The 19,760-nt window shown below is 58.4% G+C and carries 16 protein-coding genes and 1 pseudogene; 11 read left to right on the top strand and 6 right to left on the bottom strand.

The features are described from left to right. Nucleotides 1-3 precede the first annotated feature (3 nt). Genes D3871_RS28230 through D3871_RS28210 form a run of 5 tightly spaced genes read left to right on the top strand, consistent with a single transcriptional unit; the run spans nt 4 to nt 5,865 of the window. On the top strand, nt 4-690 hold the full coding sequence (locus D3871_RS28230) for a 3-oxoacid CoA-transferase subunit A (RefSeq protein WP_119772383.1): 687 nt from the start codon (nt 4-6) through the stop codon (nt 688-690). Nucleotides 691-713: 23 nt separating this feature from the next. Next, the gene (locus D3871_RS28225; RefSeq protein ID WP_199724979.1) at nt 714-1,340 is read left to right on the top strand and encodes a 3-oxoacid CoA-transferase subunit B; all 627 of its coding nucleotides are present in this window, start codon (nt 714-716) and stop codon (nt 1,338-1,340) included. Nucleotides 1,341-1,342: 2 nt separating this feature from the next. Continuing rightward, entirely contained in the window at nt 1,343-2,551 is a 1,209-nt protein-coding gene (locus tag D3871_RS28220; RefSeq protein WP_119772380.1) for an acyl-CoA dehydrogenase family protein, read from the top strand. Nucleotides 2,552-2,559: 8 nt separating this feature from the next. Further along, nucleotides 2,560-3,702, top strand: coding sequence for an acyl-CoA dehydrogenase family protein (locus tag D3871_RS28215; protein ID WP_158598107.1), 1,143 nt, complete (start codon nt 2,560-2,562; stop codon nt 3,700-3,702). A 42-nt stretch (nt 3,703-3,744) separates the two neighbouring features. Further along, nucleotides 3,745-5,865, top strand: coding sequence for a 3-hydroxyacyl-CoA dehydrogenase NAD-binding domain-containing protein (locus D3871_RS28210; RefSeq protein ID WP_119772378.1), 2,121 nt, complete (start codon nt 3,745-3,747; stop codon nt 5,863-5,865). Between the two features lie 263 nt (nt 5,866-6,128). On the opposite strand, the pseudogene D3871_RS28205 reads toward D3871_RS28210, so the two are convergent. After that, a pseudogene (locus tag D3871_RS28205) lies at nt 6,129-6,659 on the bottom strand (IS6 family transposase); the annotation flags it as partial. A gap of 45 nt (nt 6,660-6,704) precedes the next feature. Further along, complete coding sequence (locus D3871_RS28200; RefSeq protein WP_119772376.1) at nt 6,705-7,568, bottom strand: IclR family transcriptional regulator domain-containing protein; 864 nt, start codon at nt 7,566-7,568, stop codon at nt 6,705-6,707. 114 nt (nt 7,569-7,682) lie between these two features. Here D3871_RS28200 and D3871_RS28195 point away from each other — a divergent pair, with 114 nt between their 5' ends. From D3871_RS28195 to D3871_RS28170, 6 genes are all read left to right on the top strand, one after another. Continuing rightward, on the top strand, nt 7,683-8,651 hold the full coding sequence (locus tag D3871_RS28195) for a Bug family tripartite tricarboxylate transporter substrate binding protein (protein ID WP_420799686.1): 969 nt from the start codon (nt 7,683-7,685) through the stop codon (nt 8,649-8,651). 9 nt (nt 8,652-8,660) lie between these two features. Next, nucleotides 8,661-9,812 (top strand): M24 family metallopeptidase, encoded by a 1,152-nt coding sequence (locus D3871_RS28190; RefSeq protein ID WP_119772373.1) that lies wholly within the window; start codon nt 8,661-8,663, stop codon nt 9,810-9,812. Between the two features lie 3 nt (nt 9,813-9,815). Continuing rightward, complete coding sequence (locus D3871_RS28185; protein WP_119772371.1) at nt 9,816-10,658, top strand: TauD/TfdA dioxygenase family protein; 843 nt, start codon at nt 9,816-9,818, stop codon at nt 10,656-10,658. Continuing rightward, nucleotides 10,645-11,640 (top strand): alpha/beta fold hydrolase, encoded by a 996-nt coding sequence (locus D3871_RS28180; RefSeq protein ID WP_119772370.1) that lies wholly within the window; start codon nt 10,645-10,647, stop codon nt 11,638-11,640. Before D3871_RS28185 ends, D3871_RS28180 begins: the two co-directional genes overlap by 14 nt. A 182-nt stretch (nt 11,641-11,822) precedes the next feature. After that, nucleotides 11,823-12,050, top strand: a complete 228-nt coding sequence (locus D3871_RS28175) for an AbrB/MazE/SpoVT family DNA-binding domain-containing protein (RefSeq protein ID WP_119772368.1) — start codon at nt 11,823-11,825, stop codon at nt 12,048-12,050. Further along, nucleotides 12,047-12,430 carry a type II toxin-antitoxin system death-on-curing family toxin gene (locus D3871_RS28170; RefSeq protein ID WP_119772367.1) on the top strand — a complete coding sequence of 128 codons (384 nt, stop codon included), beginning with the start codon at nt 12,047-12,049 and terminating at the stop codon, nt 12,428-12,430. The genes D3871_RS28175 and D3871_RS28170 overlap by 4 nt, the downstream gene beginning before the upstream one ends. Nucleotides 12,431-13,144: 714 nt before the next feature. Here the strand turns inward: D3871_RS28170 and D3871_RS28165 are convergent. The 4 genes from D3871_RS28165 to D3871_RS28150 are packed head-to-tail and all read right to left on the bottom strand — an operon-like array spanning nt 13,145 to nt 19,380. Further along, nucleotides 13,145-14,281 carry a Wadjet anti-phage system protein JetD domain-containing protein gene (locus D3871_RS28165; RefSeq protein WP_233575845.1) on the bottom strand — a complete coding sequence of 379 codons (1,137 nt, stop codon included), beginning with the start codon at nt 14,279-14,281 and terminating at the stop codon, nt 13,145-13,147. Then, nucleotides 14,278-17,904, bottom strand: a complete 3,627-nt coding sequence (locus D3871_RS28160) for an ATP-binding protein (protein WP_119772365.1) — start codon at nt 17,902-17,904, stop codon at nt 14,278-14,280. The genes D3871_RS28165 and D3871_RS28160 overlap by 4 nt, the downstream gene beginning before the upstream one ends. Further along, nucleotides 17,901-18,572, bottom strand: a complete 672-nt coding sequence (locus D3871_RS28155; RefSeq protein WP_119772363.1) for a DUF4194 domain-containing protein — start codon at nt 18,570-18,572, stop codon at nt 17,901-17,903. Before D3871_RS28155 ends, D3871_RS28160 begins: the two co-directional genes overlap by 4 nt. Continuing rightward, complete coding sequence (locus D3871_RS28150) at nt 18,553-19,380, bottom strand: hypothetical protein (RefSeq protein ID WP_119772362.1); 828 nt, start codon at nt 19,378-19,380, stop codon at nt 18,553-18,555. The genes D3871_RS28155 and D3871_RS28150 overlap by 20 nt, the downstream gene beginning before the upstream one ends. Nucleotides 19,381-19,760: the final 380 nt, after the last annotated feature.

Here is a 19,760-nt window from a genome sequence, read left to right as displayed (position 1 = left end):
CTCATGATCGATAAATTCTTCAAGTCCACTGCCGAGGCAGTGGCCGATATTCATGACGGGGCAACCGTACTGGTCAGCGGCTTCGGCCTGTCTGGACAGCCGGTCGATCTGCTCGACGCACTGGTCGATCAGGGCGCGCGCGATCTTACTGTGGTTTGCAACAACAGCGGCAGCCACGACAAAGGATTGGCACGTCTGATCAGAATGGGGCGGGTGCGCAGGTTGCTGGCTTCCTATCCCAGGGGGGCCGAAGCGACGGCATTCGAAACTGCCTACGCGGAAGGACGGATTGAATATGAATGCGTACCCCAAGGCACGCTTGCTGAACGCTTGCGGGCCGCAGGTGCAGGGCTCGGCGGATTTTTCACGCCAACCGGCTATGGAACGGTGCTGGCCGAGGGCAAGGAGACTCGCGTCATCGACGGCGTCGGGTATGTGTTTGAAACACCGCTTCGGGGCGACTTTGCATTGGTGAAGGCACTGACTGCGGACCGATGGGGGAATCTCATCTACCGCAAAGCCGGGCGCAATTTCGGGCCGCTCATGTGTATGGCTGCCAAGGTGTCGGTCGTGCAGGTGCAGGAATCGGCGCCGCTCGGCGAACTTGATCCCGAGGCGATTGTCACGCCGGGAATTTTCGTGAAACGTGTCATTGAGATTGCCGGTGGTGCTGTGGAGGATCGCACGTGATCAAGAAACTTAGTCGTCATGAAATGGCACGCCGCGTCGCGCAGGATATTCCGGACGGCGCCTACGTGAATCTGGGCATCGGCCTCCCGGTGACGGTGCTGGACCACTTCAATCCCGAACATGAAATCATCGTTCACAGCGAGAACGGCATTCTCGGCATGCGATCGCTCAAATCCGGTGAAGCGCCTGATCCGGATGTCGCCAACGCGGCCAAGCTGCCTGTCGGCCTGGTGCAGGGCGGCAGCTTTTTTCACCACGCCGATTCATTCGCAATGATGCGCGGCGGCCATCTCGACTACTGCATCCTTGGCGGCTATCAGGTCTCCGCGACTGGCGATCTCGCCAACTGGTCGCTCGGTCAACCCGGAGTCGCGACCGCGGTCGGCGGCGCGATGGATCTGGCGGTAGGCGCGAAGCGTGTGTACGTGCTGATGGAGCACGCCACGCGCGACGGAAAACCCCGCCTGCTCGACACCTGCACGCTGCCGCTGACGGGCCGCGGCGTGGTCAAGCGTGTCTACACGGACCTCGCAGTCATCGACGTTACCCCGGCAGGGTTTTGCGTGCGCGAAATGGTTCAAGGCATATCGGAAGCGCAATTGCAGAGCATGACCGGCGCCGCGCTCCGATTCGAGCTTCAAAAGGCATAGATATGGAACAACAGAACGATAGCGACCTGAGCGACCTGCCGAGTTTTCGCGCGGAGGTGCGGGAATTCCTTGCAAACAATCTGCCAAGCGATCTCCGGAAAAAGGTGCTCGAACACAAGCGCCTTGAAAAGGAAGATTATCTGCGCTGGCACAAGATTCTTTTCGAGAAAGGATGGGTGGCGCCCAACTGGCCGGTGGAGTATGGCGGCACCGGTTGGTCCCTCATGCAGCGCTATGCATTCGACGAGGAGTGCGCCATCGCCGGCGCCCCCGAGACGGTGCCCTTTGGGTTACGCATGGTCGCCCCGGTCATCATGGCCTACGGAAGCGCCGAGCAAAAGTCGTATTACCTGCCACGCATCCTCTCCGGGGAAGACTGGTGGTGCCAGGGCTACTCGGAGCCGGGATCGGGTTCCGACCTGGTCTCGCTCAAGATGCGCGCGGAGATACAGGATGGCGTATTCGTGGTCAATGGCCAGAAGACGTGGACGACGTATGCACAGTACGCGGACATGATGTTCTGCCTGGTCCGAACGGATCCAGAAGCCAGACTGTATGCCGGCATCTCCTTCCTGCTGGTCGACATGCGTACCCCCGGCATTTCGATCCGGCCGATTCGCACTCTGGATGGCAACACGGAAATCAACGAGGTGTTCTTCGACAACGTCAAGGTGCCGCTGGTCAACCTGGTCGGCGAACTCAACAGCGGCTGGACATATGCAAAGTTCCTCCTTTCGCACGAACGTTTCGGTGCCGTGCGCGTGGGACGGAACAAGCGCGAGCTGGCGTTCCTGAAGCGCATCGCCCGGGAACGCACGGTCGACGGTCGCCCCCTGGTTGATGATCCGGTCTGGGCGCACGCCATCGCGAAGCTGGAAGTCGACATGCTGGCGCTGGAACAAACCAATCTGCGGCTGATGGAACGCGTGCAAGCCGGTGCAGGCAACGGCGCCGAGGCTTCCTTGCTCAAGCTGCTGGGAACCTCGCACGTCAAGGCGATCACCGAACATCAGGTTGAGGCTGCGGGCACACACGCGCTGCCTTTCCGGCCCGAGGCATTTTCCCTTGCCGAGCCAGCGCAAGATCAGTTAAGTCCGCATTGGTCAGGCCCCCTTGTCGGCTTCTGCCTGAATCTGCGCAAGATTTCGATTTACGGCGGAACGGACGAAATCCAGAAGAACATCATCTCCAAGGTCGCCTTGGGCTTATAGGAATGGAAATGCAAGCTCATCTCGATGAAAACCAGCGCATGCTTGGCGATGCCGTGGCGCGCTATCTCCAACGAAATTACGACCTCCAGTCGCGGCATGACGCAACCCGGCCGGCAGGGAAACACAGTCCAGCGCATTGGGCGGCATTTGCCGACCTCGGGCTACTGGGTCTGACCATCCCCGAATCATACGGAGGCATGGGCTTCGACGCGACGAGCACCTATGTCGTGATGGAGGCATTCGGGCGCCACCTCGTGACGGAGCCTTACGTCAGCACGGCGATCCTGTGTCCACAGTTGCTCTTGCATGCGCCGTCGGATGCCGCCCACGAGAAGCTGTTGTCCGACGTGATCACCGGAACGCGCATCGTGGCATTCGCGCATGGAGAACCGCAGACGGACTACACGTTGCACAACGTTGAAACGCGGGCGGTCCGCGACTCCGGGGGCTGGGTGCTCAATGGCCGAAAATCGGTGGTGATTCACGGAGCCATTGCCGACATGCTGCTGATATCGGCTCGCACCTCGGGGACTTTATTGTCTCCCGAAGGCATTTCGCTCTTTCTGCTCGATCCTTGTCAGCCCGGCGTAACGCGCAACGAATACGCGTCCGTCGATGGCATGCCATGCGCGGACTTCCATTTCAATGGAGTCCGGTTGGAGCCGGCAGCACTGCTTGGTCTTGAAGGAGAGGGCTATCCGGCCATCCTGCGCGCGACCGACATCGCGGCTGCGGCTCTTTGTGCTGAAAGCGTCGGCGCCATGTCGGCGATCTTCGACGCCACGCTCGACTACGTCAAGACGCGCAAGCAGTTCGGTAACACGATCGGTTCCTTCCAGGCTGTCCAGCATCGGCTGGTTGATATGTACCTGGAACTCGAACAGGCAAGATCGCTTGCCTGGCTGGCCGCCATGCGCGTGGACTCGGCAGATGACATTGAGCGGCAACGGATCGTGTCGGCAGCCAAGGCCAAATGCAGCAGCAGCGGGCGGTTCATCGGCCAGCAAGGCATGCAGCTGCACGGAGGAATCGGGATGACCGACGAGCTTGCGCTTGGCCGCCATGTGAAGCGGTTGGTCGCGATCGAACATACGTTTGGCGACGCGCGGCATCATCTCGCGCGCTATGCGCGGCTCGCTGTCACCACCTGAGCCGCCTGAGCTGCTTTAACGTTTCCCATCCCTGGAGAAGACATGAATATCGAGAACAATGTGGTGGTCGTGACCGATACGGTCCGATACGCCGAGCAAGACGGCGTGGCGGTGATCTTGCTGGACAACGCGCCAGTCAACGGCTTGGGTAATACGGTACGGCAGGGCATCGCCGAATGCCTGACGCGGGCGACTGACAGTGCGAATGTCCGTGCTGTGGTGATAACGGGCAAAGGAAAGGTGTTTTGCGGCGGCGCCGATATCCGCCAATTCAACACGCCGGCCGCTACGGAAGCGCCGATGTTACGACACGTCATACGAGCGATCGAGCTTTCGGAAAAGCCGGTCATCGCCGCCATCCACGGCGTGGCGCTGGGAGGAGGGCTCGAACTCGCGCTAGGATGCCACTATCGGGTCACGACTGCCGATGCAAGCCTGGGGCTGCCAGAAGTTAATCTCGGCCTGGTGCCGGGCGGCGGCGGTACGCAGCGCTTACCCCGGCTGGTGGGCATACGCGCAGCGATTGAATTCGCCCAGTCCGGCAAGCCGGTGCGCGGCGAAGAGGCCGTGGCGCTCGGCCTGACCGACGCGCTGATCGAAGGCGATGTGATGGCGGCTGGGATGAAGTTTGCACGCAGTGTTGCGGATCGCGGCGGCCCGCATCCGGTGATCGGACAAAAGCCGCCGGCCGACGTCGATGGCATTGATTTCGGCGCCGTGGCCGCCGCGGTCAATCCGAAAGCGCGCAATGGAAGGGCGCAACGCGCGGCCATCTCCTGTATGGAAGCATCGACGCGTCTGCCTCTTGAAGTAGGCCTGGACTACGAGCGTTTCCTGTTCGACGAACTTGTCGCAGGCCCGGAGTCGAAGGCGCTGCGACATATGTTCTTCGCCGAGCGCGAGGCGCTCAAGGTCGAGGGACTTGCTGCCGGCACCTCTGTGCGTTCGATCAGGAGCGTCGGAATCCTCGGCGCAGGAACCATGGGCGCCGGTATCGCCATGGCATTCGCCAATGCCGGTATTTCGGTGACGATGTTTGAGAAGGACCAGCCGGCCCTTGACGGTGGCCTGAAGCTCATCAGGCAGAACTACGAGATTACTGCCTCCAAGGGAACGCTATCCCCGGACGATGTGAAGAAGCGCCTGGACAAGATTGCAACTACCCTTGACATGGGAAAACTTGCAGATGCCGACCTCGTGATCGAGGCAGTGTTCGAAGACATGGCCGTAAAGCAGTCCGTGTTCCGGCAACTCGACGACATCTGCAAACCGGACGCGATCCTGGCGACCAATACGTCCCGGTTGAACATCGATGAGATTGCCGCCTCTACCAGACGACCGGAAAGCGTGATCGGCCTGCATTTCTTCAGCCCCGCCAATGTCATGAAGTTACTGGAGGTTGTCCGCGGCAAGCGCACCTCGGACCAGGTGATTGCGAGTTGCATAAAGATGGCGCAGGTGATCGGGAAGACTCCGGTTCTTGTTGGCGTTTGTGAAGGCTTTGTCGGGAACCGGATGCTGACCGGATATTGGCGCGAAGCCGGCTTCCTGCTGGAAGAGGGGGCATCCCCACAACAGGTGGATGGAGCGATGACTCGCTTCGGTTTTGCCATGGGGCCCCTGGCCATGGCCGATCTCGCGGGGCTAGACATCAACTGGGCTACTCGAAAGCGTCTCGCGGCGACTCGCCCTGCGCACCTCCGCTATTCCAGATTTGCGGATCGTATCTGCGAGCTGGGACGCTTCGGGCAAAAGACTGGCGCAGGCTATTATCGGTATGAACCAGGCAGCCGCACCCCGATCCCTGATTCGGTCGCGGATGAGCTGATTGTGCAATGCGCGAAGGAGGCGGGAATCGCCCGGCGCACCATCAGCGACGAAGAAATCGTCGAACGATGCGTGCTGGCACTGGTAAACGAGGGGGCGCGCATCTTGCAGGAAGGCATTGCACAGCGTGCCTCCGATATCGATGTGGTCTACGTCAACGGCTACGGATTCCCTGCCTGGCGCGGCGGACCGATGTTCTATGCCGAGACGTCCGGCATCGACGCTGTGCTGCAAAAGATTCGCACGCTGCACGAGGTGCATGGAGAACATTGGACGCCTGCGCCGCTTCTGGTGCAGCTTGTTGAACAAGGCAGAACGCGCTTTCAAGCAGCCTGACCGGCACCGGATCGGAACGGCCCGTTCCGGTCCCGTTGTTCCGGCCGCACGACATGTAGAGATCGCCATGCTGGAAGGGGCGTCCATTCCATTACCTCTGCTCGTGCGGTCAACACTTACGGAAATCGACCACCAGCCGACTGCAAAACGGGCAGTGAACGATTTGGTGCACATTGAATCTGCAGCGCACGATAACGCTCATTCCGGTTCTATCGCATTAGCCGCCCGAAGGCGAGCGAGGGCGTGCGTGTAGCGCTGCAGCGTTACGCTGGACGGACTACGCCTGCGAGCGCGTAAAACTGGTCGGCGAAAGACATCGTGTCAGCGCTTGGCATGCCCATCTGTCCCTTGCGGATCATGTGCATGAGTTCGATGCCGGCCAGGACATTGCTGGCGGACCGGAACGACTGGAAGTTAAGCATGGGGCGCGTGCGCCGCTTGATGGCCCGGTGATCCTGCTCGACGATGTTATTGAGATACTTGACCCGGCGGACGTTGATCTTGTTGTCGCGCTCAACATTGATGTCATCGATGGCGGCCTTGTTGGCACCGCTCTTGTTCATGGCGATTTTGTCCGGTACGCCGTTCTCGCGCATGGCCTTGTCGAAAAAGCGACGGGCCGCAGCCTTGTCCCGCTTTGCCGTCAACAGGAAGTCGACCGTATTGCCTTCCTTGTCCACGGCACGGTACAGGTATTTCCAGACACCGCCAATCCTTACATAGGTTTCGTCCACGCGCCAGCTGGCGCCAACGGCTCGCTTGAAACGCCTGAACACCTTCTCCAGCAACGGCAGATATCCTTTGTGCTACGTGTGTGCGTGCGGCTGCTGCAGCGGAGTTTAGTGCACCGAACTGTAGATGCGGGAGATCGCCTCACTGGCCTGGGTCAGGTGCGGCAGCATCTCCTGCTCGACGTAGGCGGCGGTATGGTTGCCGAGGATCATGCTGATGTTGATCGCAGCAACGATCTGGCCCTTGGCGTTGAAGATGGGCCGTGATACGCCGGCGATCCCTTCCATGAGCTCACCGTTGGAAAACGACCAGCCGCGTTCGCGCACCCGGGCGATTTCCTGCTTGAGTTGGTCGACGTCGACCACGGTTCTATCAGTAAATGGCTTGAGGTCGGCGGTACGCAATGCCTGGTCAAGCGCCTCGTCATTGAGTTGGGACAACAGGATGCGTCCCATCGAGTGGGCGAAAGCCGGCAGTCGGCTACCGATCGACAGGTCCAGGCGCATGGGCTTTTTCGGCTCGGCGCGGTGCAGGAACACGATATCGACGCCGTCGAGGACTCCCAGCGCACAGGTTTCGCCGGTCTTGGCAGCTACCGCCTCCATGTAGGGGATGGCAATGGCGCGCAGGCCCTTGCTGCTGAAGTAGGAAAACCCTAGTTCGAGGACCTTGGGGGTCACCAGGAAGTCGCGGTCGACTTGTTCGAGGTAGCCCACTTGTTTCAGCGTAAGCAGGAGTCGCCGCGCGGACGGGCGCGTCACATCCAGAAGTGTTGCCGCCTCCTGGATGGTGACGCTCGGCTGGTCGGCGCCAAACAGGGCCAGGCAGCGCAGACCGTTCGCAAGTGACTCTAGAAAGTAGGCAGACCGCGCGCCATCGTTGTCGACGTCATCGGTGCTGTCGAGGTCGGTTGCGTCAGAATGCGCCCCATCGGTTTCGGCGGCCGACGCGTTTTGCTGTTTTGTCATCATTGATTTCTCTTGAAAAGCGGCTTGCGTACATTAGTACGGAAGTATACACTGTCTCTCGAAGTACTTCCCGTACATTTGTACGCAAACGAAACTTCGGAGGAGACATAGATGAAATTGAACCAGTGGTGTCGCATATTTGCGCTGTCCGGGGTGTTTGTGTCTGCGTTGGCCGCTCCACACGCCGTCGCTCAGTCATACCCCAGCAAACCGATTAACTTTGTCGTGCCAGCCGCCGCTGGCGGACCGACTGATGCGGTGACACGTCTGATCGCCGACCAGATGTCCAAGAGCATGGGCGTGTCGGTGATCGTCGAGCCCAAGCCGGGGGGAGGCGGCAACATCGGTGCCAACTACGTTGCCAAGAGTGCGCCGGACGGCTACACGCTGCTCATGGCAACGCTCGGCACGCACGCCGTCAACGAGACCATGTATTCGAACCTGCAGTTCGACCCGCAGAAGGACTTCGAGGCAGTGAGCCAGGTGGTGTCATATCCGCTGGTGATTGCCGTGCGGCCGGACCTCGGCATCAATAACGTCGCCGACCTGATCAAGCTGGCCAAGACGCGGAACCTGAACCGCGGTTCGGGCGGCAGTGGCACCTCGATGCACCTGTCGGGCGAGTACTTCAACAGCATGGCTGGCGTGCAGATGACGCACGTCCCCTACAAGGGAAGCGCCCCCGCTGTCACTGACCTGCTGGGCGGTCAGATCGACCTGGTCTTCGACACCATCCTGACGGTTCTGCCGCACGTCAAGCAGGGCAAGGTCAAGGTAATTGGGGTAACCACAGACACGCGTTCGCCGGTGCTACCGGACGTGCCCCCGATCAGCGACACCGTGCCGGGCTACAGCATGTCATCGTGGATCGGTGTGGTAGTGCCCAAGGGCACGCCCAAGTCGATCGTGGACCGGCTGCAGACCGAGATTGCAAAGGCGCTCAAAGTGCCGGATGTGCGCGAGAAATTGCTGTCCCAGGCCGCTCAGCCTGTCGGCAGCACGCCCGAGCAGTTCCGGGAGTTCATCAAACAAGAGACCATCCGCTGGGGCAAGGTGGTCAAGGAATCCGGCGCTAAAGCCAACTAGGGAGACGAAATGTTAGAAATTGATTACCAGGTACGCGTCCAGGCGCTGGCCTCCATCCTCAAGGCCGCAGGTGTGGCCGCTTATGTTGGCACCCGCCAGGCATCGTTGCATTACCTGTACGGCGCGTTCATGCCGTGGCGCGGAGCGGTCATTGTGACTGCGGAGGGTGCCTGTGAAGTCGTGTATTGGGCGATGGATGCCTCCCGCGTCAAGCAGGAGGGTGCTGGCTTCCCGCTGCACAGCTTCACGTTTACCGAATTCCCTAGCCAGATTGCGTCACGCCTACGGGACTTGGGTGCCGACCGCGGCACCATCGGACTGGATCTGTCCCACCCGGGTGCGGCTCAGGTGGCGCCAGGCATGTTGACGGCGCACGAGTACTTCCAGATCCAGGAGGCGCTGCCCAACGCCAAGCTCGTCAACGGCGTGGACTATATCGACGACCTGATGCTGATTAAGTCGCCGGCGGAGATCGAGCGGTTGCGCCACGCCGCGCATGTGTCCGACATTGGCTTCAAGGCCGGCTATGACGCCATTGCCGAGGGGGTCACCGAGAACCATGTCGCCGGTGCGATCGAGGCCGCCATTCGCGACCACGGTAGCGTTTGGTCGTGGGCGATCACGGGTGGCACCGAGGTCGGATCGGGACTGCGTACCGGGTACCACTTGGGCGTGACCCAGCAGGCCACCGAAAAGCGCATCCAGAAGAACGAGTTCGTCATCCTCGATCTGCATCCGATGCTCGACCTGTATCTTGCCGATACGGCCGTGCCCGTGTTCTATGGCACTCCCAATGCCGCTCAGCAGCGCCTGATCGATTGCTGGGAGGAGGTGGCCGATACGATGCTCGAATCGCTCAAGCCGGGCCGCAAGATCGCCGACTGCGCGGCACAGGGTTACGAAGTCTTCAAGAAGCATGATCTCGCCGATTACGGACTTCCGCTGTTTGGCCATGGACTGGGCACGTGCGCCCGTACCCGGCCCTTCATCAACATGCGCAGCACTGACGTCGTCCAGGAAAACATGGTGGTGGCCCTCGGCACCCACCTGTACCACCCGGAGATCGGCGGCATGCGGCTGGAATATCCGGTTCTCATCGGTCCCTACGGCAGCGAGCCGTTGGTCGCCACCCCCGCAAAAGTACATGTCAAAAAGGACTAAGCGATGCGATTTGAAGCTCTTGATGCGCGCCTGGGCGCACGCGTTTCCGGCATCGACCTCAACCAGATCCACGATGACGACTTCCGGGAAATCCACGACAACTTCCTGCGCTACGGCCTGCTGTCGTTCCCGGCACAGTCCCTGTCGCTGGACGGACAGGTTGCATTCAGCCGGCGCTTCGGCGACCTCGATATCCACCTGCTGACCCAATACAACCATCCGCAGCATCCGGAAGTGTTTGTGTTGTCCAATATCGTGGTCGACGACAAGCCGATCGGCATCGCCGATGGCGGTTCGTACTGGCATTCGGATCTGGCATTCCAGAAAAACCCGGCGATGGCCACCATGCTCAATGCGCAGGAAATCCCGGAAGGCGCCGGTGACACGTTGTTCGTCAACATGTACCAGGCATGGGAAGACCTGAGCCCGGAATGGAAGGAGCGCCTGCTGCCGTTGCACTCCGTGCATCGCTACCGCGCGTTTGAAAAGAAAGCCGAGCGCGGCACGCGGGTGCAGCTGACCGACGAGCAAAGGGCGGCGACCCCCGACGTGCTCCATCCGGTGGTACGTACCCATCCCGAGACCGGTCGCAAGTCGCTATTCGTCCATCCCGGCATGACCGCGGAGATCGTCGGCCTGTCCGAGCAGGAAAGCGACGAGATCCTCGAGATGCTGTTTGGACATTGTACGAACCCACGTTACGTTGTTCCGTACCGTTGGAATGCAGGTGATGTCATCATCTGGGACAACCGTTGCACGATGCACAGCGCGACGACCCGCGAACTCCCGCCCGAAAAGCGGCGCCTGATCTACCGGACGACGATTCGCGGCGATGTACCATATTGAAACCAGTAGCAAGGTATTCGGCGGTTTCGAACTCTCCTGCGGCATCAGCATCCCGCTGCGGCTCGCCTACCACTGGATCGTGCCGGAAGGCCGCATACGCCGGCGGGTGCTGCTCTGCCACGGCATTACGTCCAGCCATCAGGCGTTCTTGCCTGACGGGGAGGCCCCGGGTTGCGCCGACGCCGGCTGGGGGAACGGGTTCATCGGCCCGGGTAAGGCGCTGGACCCGGGGCAGGGCGACATGGTCTTGTGCATCAACACCCTCGGCTCCTGGTTCGGCTCCACCGGCGCCGGGGATTATCTGGGCCGTGCGTTCCCGGCCGTGACCATGGGCGATATGGCGTTGGCGCAGTGGCAACTGGTCGACCGGCTTGGCATCACGACATTCGACCAGGTCATCGGCTACTCGTTCGGTGGATACCTCGCAGTGGAAATGGCCTGCCAGCGCCCGCACGGCCTGGGTGCGTTGCTGCATCTGGCGTCAGGTTTTCGCGGACGCGCTGACCCGCAGGGAGTGGCCGCGATTGAATCGATGATCCGCATGCCGCCCGACGAGCGCAAACAGGCTGTCACAAGTTGGCGGCGCGCCCTGCTCGAACGCTACGGATATGTGCGCTGGTTGCAGCACCAGTTCGGTGACGGTGCCGCGCAGCGACTGGACGCGGAGGTCGCTGCGTGGGCAGCCACGGTATCGCTTGAAGCGCTCCTGACCTTGCGCGTCGCCGCTGCCGCATTCGACCGGCAGGACGCGAAACTGCCATTGCCGGTCATCGCAATGCGCTGGGACGGCGACGTTCTGTTCCCGCCGTCGCAGCCGGGAGAGATGCCCGCCTGCCAGACGTTGATCTGCCGTTCGCCCTACGGTCACTTCGCGCCGCTGGCGCAACCGCAGGACTGGACTTCTTATCTCGTCTATAGATCCGGGGCAGCGAATCCAATCATAGGCGGCTTAGCTGGTTTGTGCCGTACGCGAGAGCGGTGAGATGACGTTCGTCTGGCCTGGCCTGTAACGGGTCGCTAAAACTCTTAGCTGCAGTGCAATGTTTCAATTTTACATAATACCCATTAGAATGATTCCCTGGAGAAAGAAATTTGCTCAGAAACGGGCCAGATTTGCCGTTTTTAACTCAGGCTATATAATGAACATTATATAGAGGAGCAAGTATGTACGAATTCAAACTCACCACTGTCGGCGCCAGCGAAGGCTTTATTGTGCCCAAAGAAGTTCGTGAGCGTATGGGGATTAAAAAAGGCGATCGCTTGTTTTTAACCGAGGCCGAGGACGGTAGCTTCCGCCTTACTCCGTATGATCCTACTTTTGAGCGTCAGATGAAACTCGCCGAGCAAATCATGCATGACGATCGCGATTTATTGCGGGCCTTGGCGAAATGAGCTGGGAGTGGATTCCGCCGTCCATTGTCTATGCGATCCATGACAAGCAACTGGCCGAACACGGCGGTATAGCTGGTGTCAAAGACTACAATTTGATTGAATCCGCGTTGGCCCGGCCTCAACAATTATCGTCCTACGGGAATCCTCCTCCAGATGCAGCTGATCTGGCAGCGGCTTACGCATTTGGCATCGCGCGTAATCATGGTTTCAATGATGGAAACAAACGCACAGCATGGATCCTTGCCCGTCTTTTTCTCGCTTTGAATAAATGCACTCTGCAGTTTGATCAGAGCGAGGCGTATGCAACGGTCATGTCGCTTGCTGCTGGCAGTTTAGGTGAGCGGGAATTCGCGCAATGGCTGCGGCAACGCATTATCTGAGTAATGGCTGACCCGGAACGCGTACAAGTTGCACGACTTGACCCAAGACGAACCGCCGATGAAGATCACTTATGCTTGGCTGAATAAAGCCCATTATAGACCGGTGCTATGTTACATCTTGGGATGAGTGGGCAAAAGTCGTCTAGTCGCCGTGTCGATTGTGAAATTTATTTTTACACTATATCCATAATGTCAGATTTTGGATCTTGAGCAATAACACTGGCTCAATCGGCCATGGATAATCCTTCAATGACGGCTTCTTCCTTGAATTCGGCCACTGTCGTATAGCCGACCACCTGTACGGAAGCTTGCTCCGATGCTTCGTACTTGGGCTTGCGTGGCATATCGACTCCTTGTCGTCAAAGACATCATATGCCTCGCACATAAAATTTAGGACAAGCTCAACCCGCATGAATACTGGCTTCCGCTATCGTCGTCAACCGTACGGAAAACGAAGGCACCCCGTCTCTGAATATCAAGCGCCGCCGCGCGGGTATTGGAGAAAGGTTGAAACAGACACCCTCCCTCCCCCCGATGGCAAGCCCGTCAATTTGGAAAAGTCCAAGCCAGATGTGCCGCTCGCCAACAGGAAAAGTCCTTGTCGCAAGGGCTGGGATCCACACCAGAAACGTATGATCCAGCCGAACTGATTAGTCCGCCGACCAGGTGTTCTGCTGATCCCATGGAATGCCAGGTCGCAGCGCAGCTACCCAGTTAAAGGCTTTCTTGGTCAATGAAGCGGCCGGAGGCGCGCAGAACGGGCAGCAACATCGTATCGGCGTATTCGCACCCTGTGGTCTCCACTGAATTTTGGCCGGCTTTCCCCGCTTCTTCGGGTGTATGGCCATGTCCAGCTTGTAATGCTTGAGCCATGGGCTCGTAGCCCGGTTTCCATGCTTGTGCATCCGGAAAAGGCAGACGCAGGCTCCTCAAAATATCCATGCCGGCATAATCCATATCTCCCCAGAAGTAGATTGGCAGGTTAACGGCGCCCATTAGCCAGTTATGGAACCGGGCGGTATCAGCTGTATTCATGGTGCCGTGCTGGGCAAAATACAGGGAAGCGCCGCCTGAAGTACGCATGCGCATGGCGCTGCTCTTGTAACCGCTGCTAAAGACGAGTGCGACGTTCTTAAAGCGGCCATCTCTTTCCTGGGTGGCGCGCTCAAACGTAGTGATGTTCTCGATGAACAGTACCTCGTTAAATCCTTCCTGTGGCAGCCACACATTCAGCAGCACTGGCATTTCTGGGAAGGGACATTCATCCAGCCCAAGAATCGCCTGCACCATTTCCTGCCGCTTAGCGAGCACCTTGGACAGTCGCCAGAAAAGCCGCGCAGAGACCTCGCGCAACAACAGTGGCTGGTCTTTTAGGGTGGGAAGGAGATTGAGCTGCCGGACGATTTCCTCTGCCGACCGGCCCGGAATATCGATGCAGTAGCGAGATACTTTTTCCTTGACGCTTTCTGGCGATTCCAGATGGGCTGCTACGGCTTCGCGCCATATCTCCGCAGGACTCTTAACGCGCTGCGGCCGGTTGCAGGCCGATCTGATCTGTTCTGGCAGACGAATATCAATCCTGGGCTTTAGCTGATAAGGCGCTTCCCCGTGGCGCGATCGGTCATGCCGGGCTGTAAGCCACCCCATGGCCTCGATTTGCATTAGGTGAGACCACAGAGCTTCCTTTTCTTCCTCCATGTCGGCCAGGAAGAAACGCGGCCAGGTCTTTTCGTTTAACGGGATGGACCGTTGCACCGTTTTGCCATCGGTATCTGCCCTGTCCATGCGGTCGACCAGCATATTGAGCAACTGGCTGATACCAGGCTGACTTATCCACAATGGCAGGGTCAAGCGGCTTTCCTTTCTTCATCGTCATTGTCAAACGCGATGCGCGCCTGCTCGCGCACGGCCTGCCGGCGCTGTTCCCACAGATCGCGCAGTTTGTCTGGTCGCAGATCCCGCTCATCGGCTTCGGTGACGAAAGAGACTTCGCCATTGCCGACGGCTTCAGTCTTCGTGTACGACCATTCCTTGTTGAATTCCGGACGCAAACCACCGGCTTGCTTGGTAGGCATGGCCAGGATGATCTGCATGCCGAGGGTGTCGCGGATATAGCTGATGACATCATGGGCGCGGCGCTCATCCATCAGGGAAAATGCCTCGTCATGCATCATTATTTTCAGGTGTGCGCCCTTTTCAAACAGTTTCAGTCGGCACGTCAACACCGCGGCGCGAATGATATAGGCTGGAGTTTCCAGTTCGCCGCCTGAACCCGTGCCCCAACCGGACAGGGCCACGCGCGAGCCGGTATCGGATTCGCGCCAGATCTCATATCTGCGGTAATTCCGGTAGTCAGCAATTCTCATCAATTCCTGGCTGGCGTGATCCTGGTCATCGTCCAGTAACAGGGCAACCAGCTTGTCCCGTACTGCACAGTGCTGTAGTTCCAGTTCTTCCTTGCCGAACAGGTTTCCACCTTCGCGGCTTTCCGACAGGTCGTATGCAGCAACAAAGAAATCGTAGTACTGCTGGTACTCTGGCTCCCAGTGCGACCAGTCAATCTTGAATTTATCTGTGCCGAACTTGAGTCGTTCCAGTTCCTTATTCAGCGCACGCAGCGTATTGATCCCGTTGTCGACGGCGTTTCGGATCTCGTAACAGAACTGTTTGGTAAAGACGTCCTTGAAGGAGTCTTCCGCCTTGCGAATCTCCTCGATATTCTTGACCAGGCCGATATCGCGCTGAAGGCGCAACTGCTCTTTCACCGCCTGCTGCAGTTCTACAAGCGTGCGGTACAACTCCCAGTACGGCCCCTTTCCGGCCATGTAGAGGTTGAAATCGAACCGCTCGTTCTGGTGCTTGGTTTGTAGATTGTAGGATTCCAGTGCACTGCGGGTATCTGCCACGCTTTGGGTAAAACCGGTCCGCGCGTCATTGAGCGCATCGGTAATACGCGTTGCTGTGCGGTGGTTAGCAAGATTGCCTTCTACCATTTCCATCAGGTTGGTGAAGGAAATCTCCGGGTTGGCCGTGCTCAGGTTGCGCAACGCATTGACGGCAGATTTGAGCTTGTCTTCATTTTCCTTGCGGCGATGGAGCAATGCCTGCAGTTCTATATTCATTTGCTTCTGCTGGTTTTGCAGAGTACCTATCCTCCGGTTGGATTCTTCCTGCTTGCCGACTAACGAATTGATCTGCGCCTTGATGGCTATCAGTTCCTTGTGCAGTTCATCGGCTTCAGTCAGATCGAGACGGGCCATTTCATGCGTGGCCGCCTCCATCGCGCGCGCTGCGCGATCGAGCTGACCGACATCGGCAAAGGATACCTGTCGGCATTTCCCGACCAGATCCGACAAGGACTTCAGTTCTCTTTGCTGTTCCTGCAAATCGATGAGCAGCGATTCGGCTTCTTCATGCTCCTTTTCGGCCCGAAGGTAAGCCTGGCGGCGAGCTTCCTTGCCGAACACGAGATCCATGGCTTCCGCGACGAACATGGTACGCGACGCGCTGGCCTTGCCATCGATCATTAGCCCGCGAGAAGTGAAGCGAAGCGATTCGACGTCAGTGACTTTCTCCACACTGCCAAACTGGTCGATCAAATACGCCTTGGCAATCGGATGTTCCGTTATCAGTTCATGAATGATGGAATTGGGATGCACATTCCGGGGGTTCGCGTGTTTCATACACATTGCGCCTTGGATGATATTGGCCCTGAGATTGTTCTTTCGAACAAACTCGATGGCGCGACCTTCCCACTCGGTCTCCACCACGAAGTTAAACCGTGCACCTCCCATGAAGCCTTCGATTGCCGACTGCCATGCCACATCGACAGGCTCGATCAAGTCGCACAGTACCTGTACCCGCGCCATGGGCAGATCTTCCCGCATGCGTTTTAATGCCACAAGGGTATGGCGCGGATAGTCAGCCCCGCCCCCAGCCAGGTTGGATTTACGCTCATGCGCTGCTTTTTGCCGCTCCTGTGCTGATGCAATGGCCGCAGCCAGCGAGCCGGACTCCCGCTGCAATGCAGCGATAAAACTGTCATTCGCGCCAGCAAGCGCCTGGTACAGATTCTGGAAATGCTTGTCGAGTCCGTCCAGCGACTTCGACAACTCCAAAATGTCACGCGTATTCAGTTCGGTGGATGTCGCCAGGCTCTTCAGTGTTTGTTGGCTGGCTTCGAAGCTGATGTTGCTACACGCCGCTGCCTTGGGCGAGAGTGTTGTGAGCGCGTCCGTCAATCGTGACTGGTTGGCTGCAAATTCGTACCCCAATAGCTTGCGCGAGGTCTCGTACAGCTGTTTTGCGTCGCCGATATTGGCCAGAAGCGCATGGATCGCCTGTCCGACCTGTTTCTTGGCTTCCTCAATGCGCGCCTCGATATTCTTGCGCTCGACTTCGGCGGGAATGCCCATCAGCTTGGCCTGCACGACTGACCGGCTTTCTTCCAGCGTGCTGCTGTCTTGCTTCAATTCCTCAATATGGGTCTTGAGCCGCTCGAGCTCTTCGCCGGCATCCCTGATCCTGTCGTTGTATTCGGTTTCGCGCTTGCCGTCCTCATCCACAATCCGGCGCGCGTCGGTAGCTTCCAGAACAAGCTGGTCGCAATAGTGGTTCAGACCGGTACTGGCGTGGTGGTACAGGTGTTCCAGGTGCTTGATGCTTTCTTCTAACCGTTCGCCATCTTTGCGCAAGCCGCTGATTTGCCGCATCATTTCGCTGACCTGCCCGATTCGCTGGCCGAGCTGTACCTTGTCATGGTCAAGGATGTGGTCGCGGATCAGTTCGTTGACGCTGCCAATCTCCTTTTGGGCGATCGCCTGCACCCATGCTTTGGCCGCAGATTCCGCTTCAGGAAAAGGTACCGACTTCGCGCCGCGAAAACGCCCGTATAGCTGACACAGATATTCCCGTTTCGACTCCTTCAGGTTGTGTACCTGCGCGTACTTGGCTTTCAGGTGCACATCGATCTTGTCCACCGGGTGGACGGACAGCGAACCGTCCTTATCGGTTGAGCAAAAGTCCTCATATGTCAGAACAGCGCCATCGACGATCAGCAAGGCTAACTTTTCCTGGATGGCCTGCCGGCGCTCGCCGGCCCCGTCCACCCGGGCCGCCGCTGCCACGATAGCGGTAAAGGGCTTGCCCTCTTCTCCCTCGCTGGGCTGGAAAACAGCAGCGACATAGCCATGTGCGCCATCGGGTCGTGCATATAAATTGTCGGCCGCACCAACGATGTATGACCACAGCGTGCGCTTCGTCTTGCCATTGCGGGAGTTCTGCGTGGTTTCGCCCTGGGCGGGGTTGAAGCTGAAAATGCCCTGGTACGTCGCCGTCATGACGGTTTGTAGCGCATCCTGCTTGGTGGATTTGCCGGCGCCAGTTGCACCGGTCAGCAGGGTCATATTGCCGAATTCATAGTCGCCGGGCTGCAGATTGGCCCAATTCACCAGGATAAGCTTGTCGAGTTTCACAGTTCCCCCTCTTCGGTGGCGGTTTCTTCTTCCTCAATGCCCACCCCTTCAAGGGCTGCCGCCATGGCATCTTCACCGATGATGCTAAGTATCGTGGGCCGGATAGTCAGATAGACTTCATCGTCGTTCAAGTCGAAATTTCCTCCGAAATTGACCAGACGGTGACGCCGCAGCTCGTTGAGAATCTGCTTCTTTTCACCCAGCGTATCCGGCATCTTGCGCCGCAGGTTCGTCTGCATGGCGGCGGCGATATCCTCGAACCGCACCATGACTTCCCCGGAATCCGTCAGTTTAGTGCCGTCATGTAAGCCTTGCTGGTACAAAAACCGCAATGCCAGCGCTGCGGCGACAAAATCCGGTGAAAGACGCGCCCGCAGGGAGGGGACCGGCTCATTGCCATCATCAGCCACACCGGGAACCTGTGCGCCCGGCGGATAAAGCCTGAAAAATTCCAAACTCGAGTCGTGCAGCAGGCGAAAACCGATCAGGAAAAACACTTCTTCGATGATGTTCTCAATGCGTCGGGCGTCATCATACAGACGCTGTTCAACGCTCTCATCGGCGCGAACGATCACGCCATAGGCCATCAGGCGGTTGGTGATTTCCTGGAAACGCTCACGCGTGACGTTTTTCTCACGCAGTTTTTCTTCAAGCAGTTTTATCAGCATTGTTGACTATCTCGATCAAGTAATCGTTGCCCTGATAGCAATCGGTCAGGAGCTTGGTGGGTAGCTTTGTCGCCTTGATTTGCACACCGCTGTCAGGTGCGGGGGAGCGGATGGATTCAATCGCCTGCATGGCGGTCAGCACATCAATCGCATTGTTAAATGGCAGCGTCGACAGCCGGAAGGCCCGATTTCGCAGGCGATATTCGGCCAGTAAGAACGAACGTACATCTTCATTGGACAAGGCAAACGCGTTGGCTTCGGCCCTATCAAGAGCCGCTGCCAGACGCGCCTCACGGGTGACTCTGGGTTTTAAGGTGACGGTCAGGGCCTTGCGGCGGTGTGCGATGGTGCGCAATTTGAACGTTGCGGGATCGATCAGGCGCACCTCAGCGGGCGCAAACTGGGCACCAACGGCTTCCAGGAAAGCGTCCTGGCTTTCGCCTTCCAGCGATGCGGTATGCGTAATAACACTGGCAAAAGCATGCTGGCGCTTCCCTGATCGCAGCATCATGGCTTGCTGAACAATGGCGGTCGCGCGCCGCATGTAATTGTTCATTGCCTTGATCATTTCGGGTTGCTTGCGGGAACAGGCAGCTTCGACCAGTTCCTCGATGCGGTCGAGCATCCACTCGAACGTGGAGGGGCCGATACACTCCTTGGCCGCCCAGAGCGCAACATCGTTCAATTGGGATTCCATGACGCGATAGTTCTTGTCTTCAAGGCTGCGCAGGCGAGAAATCGTCTCCCGGATCGCATGGCGGTGGCGCTCGGCATTGTCTTCGCTTAAGCGTTGTCGCCAGCTCGTCATACTTGAACGTTAGTTTCGCTCCTTCGGTACAACTGCGCGATACGTGCCCCGCGTTATATGGCGACTATGCATTACCTGCTAGGCTAACCTCGAAAGCGGCGAAGCAAGCAAGGAGAAGCGTTCCCCTAAAATCTCGCCTTCCCGCCTTCAATCCTCCCTTACCGTTGGTCATGGCAGACCCGATGGCAGACGCCTAGTCGCTCAAAAAATGGTTGAGTGTGACGGTGCGGCACGCGAGTCTCCCTGACTGATTCCTGTCTCTGCGGTGCCCGATACCGACAGACGATCCAGCGTTGCCCGACGTGAAGTGTCGTTCCGCCCAACAAGGTCGGAACGATTGGTGCGCCACTGATCAGCTTCGTCTGCAAGTTCATTACTCG

The sequence above is a fragment of the Noviherbaspirillum saxi genome (assembly GCF_003591035.1).
Taxonomy (GTDB): Bacteria; Pseudomonadota; Gammaproteobacteria; order Burkholderiales; family Burkholderiaceae_D; genus Noviherbaspirillum; species Noviherbaspirillum saxi.
The sequence above is the reverse complement of the archived record's forward strand: the minus strand, read 5'-3'. Positions and strand labels throughout refer to the sequence as shown.

Coding starts and splice junctions, on each gene's coding strand:
- D3871_RS28155 (WP_119772363.1), bottom strand. CDS start 18,572: ATGCTGATAAAACTGCTTGAAGAAAAACTGCGTGAGAAAAACGTCACG.
- D3871_RS28185 (WP_119772371.1), top strand. CDS start 9,816: ATGCGATTTGAAGCTCTTGATGCGCGCCTGGGCGCACGCGTTTCCGGC.
- D3871_RS28220 (WP_119772380.1), top strand. CDS start 1,343: ATGGAACAACAGAACGATAGCGACCTGAGCGACCTGCCGAGTTTTCGC.
- D3871_RS28200 (WP_119772376.1), bottom strand. CDS start 7,568: ATGATGACAAAACAGCAAAACGCGTCGGCCGCCGAAACCGATGGGGCG.
- D3871_RS28180 (WP_119772370.1), top strand. CDS start 10,645: ATGTACCATATTGAAACCAGTAGCAAGGTATTCGGCGGTTTCGAACTC.
- D3871_RS28175 (WP_119772368.1), top strand. CDS start 11,823: ATGTACGAATTCAAACTCACCACTGTCGGCGCCAGCGAAGGCTTTATT.
- D3871_RS28150 (WP_119772362.1), bottom strand. CDS start 19,380: ATGACGAGCTGGCGACAACGCTTAAGCGAAGACAATGCCGAGCGCCAC.
- D3871_RS28230 (WP_119772383.1), top strand. CDS start 4: ATGATCGATAAATTCTTCAAGTCCACTGCCGAGGCAGTGGCCGATATT.
- D3871_RS28170 (WP_119772367.1), top strand. CDS start 12,047: ATGAGCTGGGAGTGGATTCCGCCGTCCATTGTCTATGCGATCCATGAC.
- D3871_RS28190 (WP_119772373.1), top strand. CDS start 8,661: ATGTTAGAAATTGATTACCAGGTACGCGTCCAGGCGCTGGCCTCCATC.
- D3871_RS28215 (WP_158598107.1), top strand. CDS start 2,560: ATGCAAGCTCATCTCGATGAAAACCAGCGCATGCTTGGCGATGCCGTG.
- D3871_RS28225 (WP_199724979.1), top strand. CDS start 714: ATGGCACGCCGCGTCGCGCAGGATATTCCGGACGGCGCCTACGTGAAT.
- D3871_RS28210 (WP_119772378.1), top strand. CDS start 3,745: ATGAATATCGAGAACAATGTGGTGGTCGTGACCGATACGGTCCGATAC.